The sequence below is a fragment of the Asaccharospora irregularis DSM 2635 genome, from assembly GCF_900129815.1.
Taxonomy (GTDB): Bacteria; Bacillota; Clostridia; order Peptostreptococcales; family Peptostreptococcaceae; genus Asaccharospora; species Asaccharospora irregularis.
Window position 1 is genome coordinate 1 of the sequence record NZ_FQWX01000024.1, and the last position, 14,382, is coordinate 14,382.

Consider the following 14,382-nt stretch of genomic DNA (forward strand, 5'->3'; position numbering starts at 1 on the left):
CTTCAAGATAAGATTTCCCACCTAAGGGTTAAGATCCCAGGAAGACTACCTGGTTGATAGGTCAAAGGTGTAAGTGCAGCAATGTATTTAGCTTATTGATACTAATAGATCGAGGACTTGACCAATATATGATTCATTCACTGATATATATACAGTTTTGAAAGTGTTAATATTTAGTTATATAGTTTATAAAATTAAATAATTAATTCTTTTTATAAAAGATTATGTGGTTATTATAGCAAAGAGGATACACCTGTTCCCATTCCGAACACAGAAGTTAAGCTCTTTAGCGCTGATGGTACTTGGTGGGCAACTGCCTGGGAGAGTAGGACGTAGCCACGTAATCTTTTTTATATGCATAGGAAAGTTATATACATTTCAAAAAATTATAATTTGAAGTTTTATATAGAAAATTTTTCGGATTTTTAAAAAAAACTTATAAAAATGTGTTTAACATTCTAAATTATGGACATAATATTAATGTAAAACTTAATAGACAAAATGAATTACTCAATCTCCCCCATTTTAAAGGCCTCTATCCCCCATAGAGGCCTTTATATTTTTAACCTATTACCTTATATCTAAAGTATCGAATCTTCGTATTCTATAGTACTCAAATGGTTAAATAGTAAATTTTTTATTTTACCGATCAGCCATATTAAAATCCAAGTAAAACAAAATGCAATGCTTAAGTCTTTAATATTTATAGTATAAAAATTTCTCAGGACTAATATAATACAGCAAATACACACGAAAATTATGTAATTAAGAGTAAATAGAAATAAAGTTATTTTTTCACAAAGTCCATTTGAATAAAATTTACAAGGTTTAATAAGGTCAGAGCCTAAGTGCTTAATTTCTGTAAAAATAAACTTAATAGAACATAGAAGCATTATAATTGAAGCTAGAATTGTACTATATGAAGTTTTAAAAATAAAACTAATAAGCAAGGTAACTCCTAAAATGAATAGGCATAATAATATTTTTTTAAATAAAAACTTTACAATCATAAATGCGATAATACATATTATTATAGCTATAACTATTTCCAACAACCTCATCCTTTCTAAATCTATAATAACTAACAATTATAATATATATTATTTTCTAAAATATAACAAATAATCATTTTTCAATTAAAATAAATCAAATTAGACTAAATAATAGATATTTGTAGTTTAATAAAAATTTTAATAAGATGTAGTTTAATAAAAATTTTAGGGAATACTTTTTATTAGATTGTTAAAAAAGTTAACAAATATATCTACTTATGTGAATAACTAGGTATATTTTAAAGATAAAATAAAAAAAAACTTAAAAAATATAAAAATTTTTTGAAATAATATATTGAAAAAAGTGCACGCAAACAATATTATAGAATTACATTAAAAAAAAGGAGGAGAGAGGTTGAAAAAAGTTCAAATGAAAAACGGTGAGGAGGTTCTATTAAGGGAGCCTCAAAAAAGTGATGCTTTAGATATAATCCAATTTTATGATATAGTAACTTCGGAGACTAATTATATATCGTATGCAGCTGGTGAGTATGATTTAACTGTTGAAGAACAAGAGGAATTTATAGAGGAAATAAATGAATCGGATAATAATACGGTAGTACTTGCTATAATAGATTCTAAGGTGGTCGGCTTAGGAAAGATAATATCTCATAAAAAAAAGAAAGCAAGACATGTAGGAGTGCTAGCAATAGCTATAAGGGATGAGTATTGCAACTTAGGAATAGGCAGAATAATTATGAATTATCTAATAGACTGGTGTAAATCAAATGGAGTAACTAGAAAAATAAGTTTAAGTGTAAGAAAAGATAATCCAAGAGCCATAGCTGTATATGAGAAGTGTGGGTTCGAAATAGAAGGGGTATTAAAAAATGAAAGATATATAGACGGAGAATTTTTCGATATAGTAGTAATGGGATTAACTATATAGCAAAGGAGAGTTTTTTAAAATATAATTTCATGGACAATTCAATTAGTGGTTATTATTATACAAGTAAGCTATGAAACTACAGATGCTAAGTCTGTCTTTTATAGCTTTTTTTAGTGTTTAGAACTAAATACTATCTTACTGAGGTTCAATTTTAGCATATAGGGTAAAATAATAAATAAATAGTTAATTTGGGTAAAAATAATTTTTAATTGTGATATAATTATGTAATAAAGGAACGAATGTTCGGAAGGGAGTGGTTTTGTGGATTTTAAGTTAACGTCAGATTTTAAACCTACAGGGGATCAACCAGAGGCTATTAAATCAATAGTTGAATCCATAAATAGAAATGAAAAGTTTTCAACAGTACTAGGGGTTACAGGATCGGGGAAAACTTTTACGATGGCAAATATTATTGAGCAAGTAAAGAAACCTACTTTAATAATGGCACATAATAAAACACTAGCTGCACAACTTTATAGTGAGTTTAAGGAGTTCTTTCCCGAAAACGCAGTTGAATATTTTGTTAGTTACTACGATTATTACCAACCAGAGGCATATGTTGCACATAGTGATACATATATAGAGAAAGACGCAAGTATAAATGATGAAATTGACAAGCTCAGACACTCAGCTACAGCATCTGTTTTAGAAAGAAGAGATGTTATTATTATTTCTTCTGTATCTTGTATATATGGATTAGGGGATCCTAAAGATTATAAGGAGTTGATGTTATCCCTAAGACCAGGGATGGAGAGAGACAGAGACGATATAATTAAAAGACTAATAGAAATACAATATGAAAGAAATGATATAAATTTTGTGAGGGGTACCTTTAGAGTTAGAGGCGATATATTAGAGATATTCCCAGCAAGCAATGATGAGAGGGCAATAAGAATTGAATTTTTTGGTGATGAGATAGATAGAATAACGGAGATAGACTATGTTACAGGTAAAATTGTAGGGGTTAGAAACCATGTAGTAATATTCCCTGCATCCCACTATGTAACGACTCCTGAGAGGATAGAAAAGGCTGTAGAGGATATAGAAAAAGAGCTTTCGGATAGGATAGAGTACTTTAAGGAAAATGATAAACTTTTAGAGGCTCAAAGAATAGAACAAAGAACAAAATACGATATAGAGATGCTAAAAGAAATAGGTTTTTGCCAGGGCATAGAAAATTACTCTAGACATATAACAGGGAGAATGCCAGGGGAGAAGCCTTATACCCTTATGGATTTCTTTCCCGATGATTATTTGATAATAGTAGATGAATCGCATGTAACAGTTCCACAGGTAAGAGGAATGTATGGAGGAGATAGATCTAGGAAAAAATCTTTGATAGATAACGGATTTAGACTCCCTTCTGCATATGACAATAGACCTTTAAATTTTGAAGAGTTTGAAGGCAATATAAATCAAATGCTATTTATAACAGCTACCCCTGGGCCTTATGAAATACAAAACTCTACAACTATAGCACAGCAGATAATAAGACCTACTGGTTTATTAGACCCTATAATAGAGGTTAGGCCTATAAACAATCAAATAGATGATTTGGTAGGTGAGATAAATAAGACAATAGAAAAAGGTGAAAGAGTACTTATAACGACTCTTACTAAGAAGATGAGTGAGGACCTTACAAATTATTTAAAAGAGATAGGCATTAAGGTAAAATACTTACACTCAGACATAGTTACACTAGAGAGAACAGAGATTATAAGAGACCTAAGACTAGGAAAGTTTGATGTCTTAGTAGGGATAAACCTACTAAGAGAGGGGCTAGATATACCAGAGGTTTCTCTTATAGCGATTTTAGATGCAGACAAAGAAGGTTTCTTGCGTTCTGAGACATCTTTGATACAGACTATAGGGCGTGCTGCCAGAAATGAAAATGGTAGGGTAATAATGTATGCAGATAAAATAACTGACTCTATGCAAAATGCAATAGATGAGACTAAAAGAAGAAGGGAAATACAAGATCAATACAATAAAGAGCATGGAATCATTCCTAAGACTATCAAAAAAAGTGTTAGAGACAGTATAGAGGCAACAAAAGCTGCTGATGAAGAGATAGTTTATGGGATAAAAGATACCGATGACATAGATGAAATCAAAGCAAATATTGCTACTCTACAAGCAGAGATGATGGAAGCAGCAGAAAATCTACAGTTTGAGAGGGCAGCAGAACTTAGAGATAAAGTTAAAGAACTAGAGAAAAAAATAAGTGATATAGATTAAACGAGAAGCTAAATAATATCAGAAACTAAACAATAATAGAAAGGAACTAAATTGATGGAAGATAAAATCATAATAAAAGGTGCAAAAGAGCATAATCTAAAAAACGTTGACTTAGAACTTCCGAGAAATAAATTTATAGTTTTTACTGGGTTGTCGGGGTCAGGTAAATCATCACTGGCATTTGATACTATATATGCAGAAGGTCAAAGAAGATATGTAGAGAGCTTATCATCATATGCAAGACAGTTTTTAGGACAAATGGAAAAGCCGAATGTCGAATATATAGAGGGGTTATCTCCGGCTATTTCTATAGATCAAAAAACTACATCAAAAAACCCGCGCTCAACAGTGGGTACTGTTACAGAGATATATGACTATCTTAGACTTTTGTTTGCAAGGGTAGGAGAAGTATACTGTCCTGTATGTGGAGAAAAGATAAGTCAGATGACTATTCAAGAGATAGTAGATAAAATGTTAGAATTTCCTGAGAGAACAAAGTTACAAATACTATCTCCAGTAGTGAGAGGACAAAAAGGTACCCATAAAAAACTCTTAGAAAATATCAAAAAAGAGGGATTTGTAAGAATTAGAGTTGATGGAGAGAACTATGAAGTAACAGATGATATAGAGTTAAATAAAAACCAAAAGCACAGCATAGAAGTGGTTGTAGACAGAATAGTGGTCAAAGAAGGAATAGAGACAAGATTAGCTGACTCTATTGAGACGGCGGTTAAACTCTCTGATGGGCTTGTAATAGCTCATATTATAGATGGAGATGAAATACTTTATTCTACTAAGTTTGCTTGTCCAGAACATGGTATAGGAATAGAAGAACTATCCCCTAGAATGTTCTCATTTAATGCTCCTTTTGGTGCTTGTAACGTATGTAACGGGCTTGGAGAAAGCAAGGAAGTAGATCCAGACTTAATTATACCAAATACAGATTTATCTATAAAACAAGGTGCTATAGCGGCATGGGGTTCAGTTGGAACAAATGATGACACATACTATAGTAAAATGGTTCAAAGTTTAGCCGATCACTTTAATGTTTCGCTAACAACACCATTTAAGGATTTACCAGACGACTTTGTTCAAGAGTTACTATACGGAAGTAACAATATAATGGTAGAGTTTGAATATGAATCTAAATTTGGAGGAAGAAGACAATATAAAGCTCCGTTTGAGGGCGTAATAATAAATTTAGAAAGAAGATATAGAGAGACAAACTCAGATTATGCTAGAGATAAAATAGAAGAGTATATGGCAGAGAGACCTTGTCCAAAATGTAAGGGAAATAGGCTTAAGAAAGAAGTTCTATCAGTACTTGTTGATGGTAAGAATATAATAGAAGTTACAGATTTATCTATAAATCAACTTATAGATTTTATAGAAAATATAGATCTTACAGAAAAACAAAGATTTATAGCCCATGAAATTTTAAAAGAAATAAAAGGAAGGGCAACTTTTTTAAGAGATGTAGGTTTAGATTATCTTGATTTATCTAGAAAAGCAGGAACCCTATCAGGAGGAGAAGCTCAGCGTATAAGACTTGCAACTCAGATAGGGTCAGCACTTGTAGGGGTTTTATACGTTTTAGATGAGCCGAGTATCGGACTTCACCAAAGAGACAATGATAGACTTATAGGTACTTTGAGACACCTTACAGACTTAGGAAATACCCTAATAGTTGTAGAACATGATGAGGACACAATGAGAGAGGCTGACCATGTAGTAGATATTGGTCCAGAGGCTGGAATTCATGGAGGGGAAATAGTTGCACAGGGAACACTTGATGAGATTATACAAAATCCGAATTCTATAACAGGACAGTACCTAAGCGGGAAAAAGAAAATAGAAATACCAGAAACTACTAGAGAAGGAAATGGAAATTATATAGAAATACTTAAGGCCTCTGAGAATAACCTAAAGAACATAAATGTAAAAGTGCCTTTAGGCAAATTTGTATGTATAACTGGAGTTTCTGGATCTGGTAAGAGTACATTAGTAAATGATATTTTATATAAGGGTGTTGCCAGTAGAGTAAATAGACTTAGACAAAGACCTGGTAAACATAAAGAAATAACTGGAATAGAGAATATAGATAAGATAATAAATATAGATCAAAGTCCAATAGGGAGAACTCCCCGTTCGAATCCTGCTACATACACAGGGGTATTTGATCTTATAAGAGATCTATTTGCCACTACAAATGAAGCTAAAGCTAGAGGTTATAAAAAGGGAAGATTTAGTTTCAATGTAAAGGGTGGAAGATGTGAAGCTTGTAGGGGTGATGGTATACTAAAAATAGAGATGCATTTCCTACCAGACGTTTATGTACCTTGTGAAGTATGTAAGGGTGAGAGATACAATAGGGAGACTCTACAAGTTAAATACAAAGATAAGAGTATAGCAGATGTTCTTGATATGAATGTAGAAGAAGCACTTAGCTTTTTTGAAAATATACCAAATATAAGAAGGAAATTAGAAACACTAATGGATGTAGGACTTTCTTATATTAAATTAGGGCAACCTTCAACTCAACTATCAGGAGGAGAAGCTCAAAGAATTAAGTTGGCTACAGAACTTAGCAAAAGGCCTACAGGAAAGACTCTATATATATTAGATGAACCTACCACTGGATTGCATATGGCGGATGTAGACAAGCTTATAGAGGTTTTACAAAGACTTGCCGATACTGGAAATAGTATTGTGGTTATAGAACATAATTTAGATGTTATAAAGACCAGTGATTATATAATCGACTTAGGACCAGAAGGAGGTTCTGGAGGAGGGAAAATAGTTGCTACAGGTACTCCTGAGGAAGTATCTAAGGTTGATGGTTCATATACAGGTCAATTTCTTAAAAAATATTTTGAGTAGAAATTGACTCGATTAAATATGCGAATAATTTACTTAATTAGATAAAATATATAAAGTGGGTTCTCTCAAGTATAACTTTTGAGGGACCCATTTTTAATGCGCAGATAAAGCATAATAAAATCCCGTAACTATATTAAACAATATAGGGTATAATTTTAATATATAATTGAAAGTTTGGAGGTGAATAACTTGTTTGATATACAAGAGCAATTAAAAAAGTTACCAGCCGAGCCTGGGGTATATTTGATGAAGGACAAATACGATAATATAATATATGTTGGAAAAGCAATATCTCTTAAAAATAGGGTAAGACAGTACTTCCAATCATCTAAAAATCATTCTTCAAAAGTTAAATCTATGGTTGGTCATATACATCAGTTTGAGTATATTATTACCGATTCGGAGCTTGAGGCATTGATACTTGAGTGTAACCTGATAAAGCAATATAGGCCGAAATACAATGTTTTACTGAGAGATGATAAAACATATCCATATATAAAAATAACCTTAAATGAGGACTATCCTAGAGTCTTAAAAGTTAGGCGAGTTTTAAAAGATAAGGCAAAGTATTTTGGACCATATACAAACTTATCAGCAGTTAATGATACTTTGGAAATAATAAGAAATACATATCCAATTAGGACTTGTAATATAGACATAGATAGGGCTATAAAAAATAAGATGAGACCCTGTTTAAATATGCATATAAAAAAATGTGTAGGCCCATGTACTGGAAATGTATCTAAAGAAGAATATAATAAAATGATAGAGGAAATAATTTTATTTTTATCGGGAAAAGAAGAAAAGTTCATAGAAATATTAAAAGAAAAAATGAAAAAGTGTTCGGAAGATTTTAATTTTGAAGAGGCTGCTATTTATAGAGATAAGATAAAAAATTTAGAAGAAATAATACAAAAACAAAAAATAGATACTACTATATCAGATTTGAACCAAGATGTGATTGCTATGGCAAGGGCAGATAATGAGGCTTGTGTTCAAGTATTCTTTATAAGAAATGGAAAAATAGTAGGTAGAGAACATTTTATATTAGATGGGGTAATGGACAGTTCAAAAGAGTCTATATTAGGTTCTTTTGTCAAGCAATTCTATTCACAGCAAGAATATATACCTAAAGAGTTGATTATAGAGTATGAGATAGAGGATAACTTTATACTAGAGGAGTGGCTGTCATCTAAAAAGGGCCAAAAAGTATCGATAAAAGTTCCTCAAAAAGGAGAAAAGAAAAGTCTTATCGAGATGGTAAGCAAAAATGCAGAAGAGTACCTTGTGAAGTTCTCGGATTTAAATAAAAGAAAGTATGAAAAGAGTTTAGGAGCATTAGAGGAATTAAAGCAGATACTTTCACTAGAAAGTACACCAAAGAGGATAGAGTCGTTTGATATATCGAATATTCAAGGGGTTGACTCCATAGGTTCTATGGTCGTCTATACAAATGGTAAAAAGGACAAAAAAGAGTATAGAAGATATAAGATAAAAACAGTTATAGGACCAAATGATTATGGATCTATGGCTGAGATTGTAGAGAGAAGATTAAAGTATGGAAATTTACCAGATTTAATATTATTGGATGGTGGTAAAGGACAAGTTAGTGCAGTGAAGAAGGTATTGGATGCTAATAATGTAGAAATTCCTCTTTGGGGGATGTATAAAGACGATAAACATAGAACCAAGGGATTAATTTCCCAGGAAATGGAGATAGAGCTAGATAAAACATCTAATCTGTATAGATTTGTCGCAGGAATTCAAGAAGAGGTTCACAACTACGCAATAACTTATCACAGAAGTTTGAGAGATAAATCACTGACAAAGTCTATCCTAGATGAAATAGATGGAGTAGGTGAAAAAAGAAAAAAATCACTTTTAAATCATTTTAAAGATGTTGAGAATATCAAAAAAGCTAGTTTTGAGGAAATACTAGAAGTGGATGGAATGAATAAAAAAGTAGCGGAAAATATATATAATTTTTTTGGAGGAGTAGACGAATAATGGATACAGTGGCGAAGGTTTCTATAAAAGAAGTTATAAAAGACTTAGACCTAGAGGTTGTATATATGCCAGAGAATAAAGATTATTATGTTTGCTCTCAGGAAATAAATAGAACAGGTTTACAGTTTGCGGGGTATTTTGAATACTTTGCTTATGAAAGAATTCAGATAGTAGGAAAGAGTGAATATAATTTTTTTGGATATATTGATGAAAAAACAAGAGAGGAAATCCTAGATAAATTTTTCTCATATGAAATACCAGCATTAATAGTTGCCAGGGATTTAGAAGTTAAAAGTGACGTAATAGAGAAGGCTGAAAAATATGGTAGAGTAGTATTAAGCACAAAAAGAAATACAACTAGGCTAATAAACAGGCTATCAAACTATTTGGATAACAAGCTAGCACCTCATACTACAATGCATGGAGTATTAGTTGATATATATGGAATAGGAGTACTGATAACTGGAGAAAGTGGAGTAGGTAAATCAGAGACTGCCCTAGAGTTAGTACAGAGAGGCCACAGACTTATCGCAGATGATGCTGTTGAAATAAAAAAGCTAGATGATAGTGTATTGGTTGGTCAATCACCTGAATTATTAAAACATTTTCTAGAAATAAGAGGGATAGGTATTGTTGATGTAAGGAGCCTATATGGAGTAGGAGCCATAAAAAATTCAAAAATGATAGACCTTATTATACATTTAGAAAGTTGGAATGAAGAAAGGTATTACGACAGATTAGGGCTAGATAAAGAATATGATAAGATCCTGGGAATTAATTTGGAGAAGTTAGTAGTACCAGTCAAGCCTGGTAGAAACACATCTATGATACTAGAAGTAGCTGCTATGAATTTTAGACAAAAAGGAATGGGCTATGATGCCGCAGAGGAGTTTACTAAAAAATTAGCAAGTGTTACATCTAAAAAATAAAAATATAAAAATATAAAAAACAAGAGCCATATCAGAGAATTCTATGACTCTTGTTTTTTATATTATTTATTCTCACAAAATACGTTGCTTTTATCAAAGTAAGTTGTATGAAGGTATTTATGAGCATTTTCACTATAAGGTTCACCTAAAAGCTCTTTATACAAAGTTAAGATAGATGGATTTTTATGGGATTTACGAAGAGGTTTGTTTGCATCTATATCGTATAAAGCCTTAGCACGAGCCTTTATTTTATCGTAATCTCCACCGTGATAAGGTTGACCTCCTCCGGCTACACAACCTCCAGGACATGCCATTATCTCTATAATATGATACTTCGATTTTCCTTCTCTAACTTCATCCATAAGTTTTTTTGCACTTCCTAAACTACTAGCAGCGCAAACATTTACCAGAGTTCCTCCAACATCTATACTTGCTTCTTTTATTCCTTCAAAGCCTCTTAGCGCCTTGAAGTCTACATTTTCTAATTCTTCTTGTGTTACCCATTCATAAGCTGTACGAAGAGCGGATTCTAAAACACCTCCAGTGGCACCGAATATATCAGCTGCACCAGTTGATTCTCCTAGAGGGTTGTCAAAACAATCGGGTTCTAAATTATCAAAGTCTATACCCGCTTCTTTTATCATTTTAGCTAATTCTCTTGTAGTTATTGATATATCTACATCTAATACATCACCTTGCCCTAATTCATCTCTTGAACATTCATATTTTTTAGCTACACAAGGCATTACAGATACTACAGTTAGATCTTGTGGAGTTAGACCTATTTTTGGAGCAAAGTAATTTTTAGCTACAGCTCCAAACATTTCCTGAGGAGATTTACAAGTAGATGGAAGATGAAGTAAATCAGGGTATTGATGTTCTATATAATTTATCCATGCAGGACAGCAGCTCGTTAAAATAGGTAGATTAGCTCCTTTTTCAAGTCTATGTAAAAACTCAGAAGCTTCTTCTAATATAGTCAGATCTGCTGCGAAGTTTGTATCAAAGACATATTTAAAACCTAGTAAACGAAGTGCCGCTACCATTTTACCTGTAGATACAGTCCCATCCTCAAGACCGAATTCTTCTCCTAAAGCTACTCTAACTGCAGGTGCTACTTGAACAACACAAGTTTTATTTTCATCGGATATAGCACTCCAAACCTTAGGTATATTATTAACTTCAGATAAGGCACCAGTAGGACAGACAGCTATGCATTGACCACAATAAGTGCAATTTGTTTCTGATAAGTCTGTATTAAAGAATGTAGATATACTAGTATCAAATCCTCTATTTACTGCGGATAACACACCTACCTTTTGTATTTCATTACACATAGTTTCGCATCTTCTGCAAAGTATACATTTGTTAGGGTCTCTTATTATTGATTTACTGGAATTGTCTATTGGCAATTCATTTTTTGCACCTTTGAATTGAACACCCCTTATTCCTAAATCCTGAGCAATTTTTTGTAATTCACAGTTTCCGCTTTTATCACAAATTAGACAGTCCTGAGGGTGATCAGATAGCAAAAGTTCTACTATAGTTTTACGAGCCTCTAATACTCGAGGAGTATTAGTATTAACAACCATACCTTCTGATACATTCGTTGCACAGGATGGTACAAATCCCCTTGGTGTATCTACAATACATACACGACAAGAGGCACATTGATTTTTCATGTTTATATCCTGCATGTGTAAGTGACACAGATTAGGTATATTTATATTTAATTTCTTGGCAGCATCCAGTATTGTAGTTTTTTTCGGAACAGATACAGGCTTACCATTTATAGTTAAATTAACTAAATCCATGAGATATCCCCCTTAAAAATAAATTGTTACTGCGAATTATTCTATAACTATTGCGTTAAACTTACAGTTTTCCATACAAGCACCGCACTTTAGGCATTTAGTTGTATCTATAACGTGTTGCTGTTTAACACTTCCACTTATACATCCAGCAGGACAGTTTCTAGCACACTTAGTACATCCTATACAAGCATCTGTTATTCTGTAATTTAAAAGAGCTTGGCACTTACCAGATGGACATTTTTTATCTACTACATGAGCTAAATATTCATCATAGAAATATTCAAGGGTACTTAAAACTGGATTAGGGGCACATTTACCTAGACCGCATAGGGAAGTATTTTTTATAGTAAGTGCAAGTTTCTTAAGTTCGTCTAAATCTTGTAAAGTACCTTTTCCTTCAGTTATTTTAGTCAACATTTCTAGTAGTCTTTTATTACCAATACGACAAGGAGTACACTTACCGCAAGATTCTTCGACTGTAAAAGTTAAAAAGAATTTGCATATATCCACCATACAGTCAGTTTCATCCAAAACTAACATACCACCAGAACCCATCATAGAGCCTATTTGACTTAGATGCTTGAAATCTATAGGAGTATCTAAGTGTTTAGAAGGTATACACCCTCCAGAAGGACCACCAGTTTGGACAGCTTTGAATGCTTTTTCATTAGGTATACCACCGCCTATTTCGTACACTATTTCTCTTAGGGTAGTACCCATTGGAACTTCAACCAGACCAACGTTATTAACTTTTCCTCCAAGTGCGAATACTTTTGTGCCAGAGGAATCTTCTGTTCCAAAAGTGTTGAACCACTCTGAACCATTATTTATTATTATTGGAATATTAGCCAGAGTTTCAACGTTGTTTAGGCAAGTAGGTTCATCCCAAAGACCTTGAATAGCATAAACATAAGGCTTAAGTTGTGGTTCACCACGATTTCCTTCTATAGAGTGGATAAGGGCACTACCTTCACCGCAAACAAATGCTCCTGCACCGTACTTTATATCTATATCAAAATTAAAACCAGTACCTAGTATGTCTTTTCCAAGTAAACCGCATTGTCTTGCTTGATTTATAGCAACTTTCAATCTATCAATAGCAAGAGGATACTCAGCCCTGATGTAAATATAGCCTTTATCGGCACCTATTGCATATCCGCATATAGCCATAGCTTCAAGAACACTGTGAGGGTCACCTTCAAGTATAGACCTATCCATAAATGCACCTGGATCTCCCTCATCCGCATTACATATTACATACTTTTGATCAGCAGAGGCCTCTTTACTAGTGGTCCACTTAATTCCTGTTGGGAAACCAGCCCCGCCCCTACCTCTTAATCTAGAATCTTTAACTATATCTATAACTTGGTCTTGGGATAGGGAAGTTAAACACCTAGCAAGAGCCATATATCCATCAGTTGCTATATATTCTCTTATATTTTCTGGATCTATATTTCCACAATTTCTAAGAGCTACACGGAGCTGTTTTTTATAAAATGACATATCACTGTGTTTTTCAACCTTTTTGTGATCAAGAGAAGGTTCCTCAAATAAAAGTCTTTCAACAACTATGTTATTTACTAGGTGACTATTAACTATTTCATCGACATCGTCAGGGCTAACCTTTATATAAAAAACATTGTCAGGAAAAATCTTAACTATAGGACCTTTTGCACAAAAGCCAAAACATCCAGTTAAATGCACACTTACTTTATCATCTAAGTTATAATTTGATATACACTCCTCTAAATTTTCGATGATTTCTTTGCTATTTGCAGAACTGCACCCAGTACCACCACAAACAAGTACTTCTCTTTTAATAATAGCAGAAGGTGAAAAAAGTGAATTTCTTAAATCTAAAGAAGGCTTTAATTCTTTAACTAAGCCTTGTAATTCAGAAAATGATCTTATTTTATCCATAATTACCCCCCCTTAACAGCTCATTTCAACTTCTCTGTAGTGATCTAAAATAGCGCTAACTTGGCCAGGGTCTACATGACCATAAACCTTTCCGTTTACAACAACAACAGGAGCCAGACCGCAGGCACCGACACATCTTAAACCTTCTAAAGAAAAAGTATAGTCTTTTGTAGTCTCCCCAGCTTTTATTCCTAGTTGCTTTTCAAATTCTGCAAGCACTTTATCAGAACCCTTTACAAAACAAACGGTACCCAGACAGACACTGATTTTATACTTGCCACGAGGTTCAGTAGTGAAATAAGAGTAAAAACTTACAACCCCATATACCTTAGCAGGTGAAATATCAAGTTTTTTTGAAATATGAAGTTGAACTTCTTTTGGCAAGTAACCAAATATATCCTGAGCACGGTGAAGAACTTGAATTAAAGCCCCATTTTTACTTTCAAGAGAATCGATAAATAAATCTAACTCATCAAATAGAGCTTTGTTACAAGAGAAAAAATCACACATATTTGAATCCCCCTTAATATAAATTAACCTTCAATACATGCACTGTTACAATGAATTATAATCCTTGTATATATTATTATACAAAAATTGAATATTTGCAATTAATTTTTAAAAAATTCAGAATGTATACAAAATATAATTTT

At 32.8% G+C, this 14,382-nt stretch carries 8 protein-coding genes and 2 rRNA genes; 7 read left to right on the forward strand and 3 right to left on the reverse strand.

What is annotated here, in order from left to right:
- The 7 genes from BUB34_RS09245 to hprK form a co-directional block, all read left to right on the forward strand.
- Positions 1-125: ribosomal RNA gene (locus BUB34_RS09245) — 23S ribosomal RNA — on the forward strand; the annotation flags it as partial.
- A 100-nt stretch (positions 126-225) separates the two neighbouring features.
- A 5S ribosomal RNA gene (gene rrf, locus BUB34_RS09250) occupies positions 226-342 on the forward strand.
- Positions 343-1,407: 1,065 nt separating this feature from the next.
- A complete protein-coding gene (locus BUB34_RS09260; protein ID WP_073126692.1) occupies positions 1,408-1,941 on the forward strand; it encodes a GNAT family N-acetyltransferase in 534 nt (177 codons plus the stop codon).
- A 261-nt stretch (positions 1,942-2,202) separates the two neighbouring features.
- Complete coding sequence (gene uvrB, locus BUB34_RS09265) at positions 2,203-4,179, forward strand: excinuclease ABC subunit UvrB (protein ID WP_073126694.1); 1,977 nt, start codon at positions 2,203-2,205, stop codon at positions 4,177-4,179.
- 54 nt (positions 4,180-4,233) lie between these two features.
- A complete protein-coding gene (gene uvrA / locus BUB34_RS09270) occupies positions 4,234-7,059 on the forward strand; it encodes an excinuclease ABC subunit UvrA (protein ID WP_073126696.1) in 2,826 nt (941 codons plus the stop codon).
- A gap of 189 nt (positions 7,060-7,248) precedes the next feature.
- Positions 7,249-9,066 (forward strand): excinuclease ABC subunit UvrC, encoded by a 1,818-nt coding sequence (gene uvrC, locus BUB34_RS09275; RefSeq protein WP_073126698.1) that lies wholly within the window; start codon positions 7,249-7,251, stop codon positions 9,064-9,066.
- The gene (gene hprK, locus BUB34_RS09280) at positions 9,066-9,995 is read left to right on the forward strand and encodes an HPr(Ser) kinase/phosphatase (RefSeq protein ID WP_084120341.1); all 930 of its coding nucleotides are present in this window, start codon (positions 9,066-9,068) and stop codon (positions 9,993-9,995) included. The genes uvrC and hprK overlap by 1 nt, the downstream gene beginning before the upstream one ends.
- 62 nt (positions 9,996-10,057) lie before the next feature.
- Here the strand turns inward: hprK and BUB34_RS09285 are convergent, their stop codons facing one another.
- From BUB34_RS09285 to BUB34_RS09295, 3 genes are read right to left on the reverse strand one after another with little or no spacing between them, the layout of a single operon-like run.
- A complete protein-coding gene (locus BUB34_RS09285) occupies positions 10,058-11,809 on the reverse strand; it encodes an NADH-dependent [FeFe] hydrogenase, group A6 (protein ID WP_073126700.1) in 1,752 nt (583 codons plus the stop codon).
- Between the two features lie 36 nt (positions 11,810-11,845).
- Positions 11,846-13,729 carry an NADH-quinone oxidoreductase subunit NuoF gene (locus tag BUB34_RS09290; RefSeq protein ID WP_073126702.1) on the reverse strand — a complete coding sequence of 628 codons (1,884 nt, stop codon included), beginning with the start codon at positions 13,727-13,729 and terminating at the stop codon, positions 11,846-11,848.
- 12 nt (positions 13,730-13,741) lie between these two features.
- Positions 13,742-14,239, reverse strand: a complete 498-nt coding sequence (locus BUB34_RS09295) for an NADH-quinone oxidoreductase subunit NuoE family protein (RefSeq protein WP_073126704.1) — start codon at positions 14,237-14,239, stop codon at positions 13,742-13,744.
- Between the last annotated feature and the right edge of the window lie 143 nt (positions 14,240-14,382).

Bases quoted from the DNA above. Each gene is read 5' to 3' on its own strand.
- BUB34_RS09290 (WP_073126702.1), bottom strand. From the start codon at position 13,729: ATGGATAAAATAAGATCATTTTCTGAATTACAAGGCTTAGTTAAAGAA.
- BUB34_RS09295 (WP_073126704.1), bottom strand. From the start codon at position 14,239: ATGTGTGATTTTTTCTCTTGTAACAAAGCTCTATTTGATGAGTTAGAT.
- hprK (WP_084120341.1), top strand. From the start codon at position 9,066: ATGGATACAGTGGCGAAGGTTTCTATAAAAGAAGTTATAAAAGACTTA.
- BUB34_RS09285 (WP_073126700.1), bottom strand. From the start codon at position 11,809: ATGGATTTAGTTAATTTAACTATAAATGGTAAGCCTGTATCTGTTCCG.
- uvrA (WP_073126696.1), top strand. From the start codon at position 4,234: ATGGAAGATAAAATCATAATAAAAGGTGCAAAAGAGCATAATCTAAAA.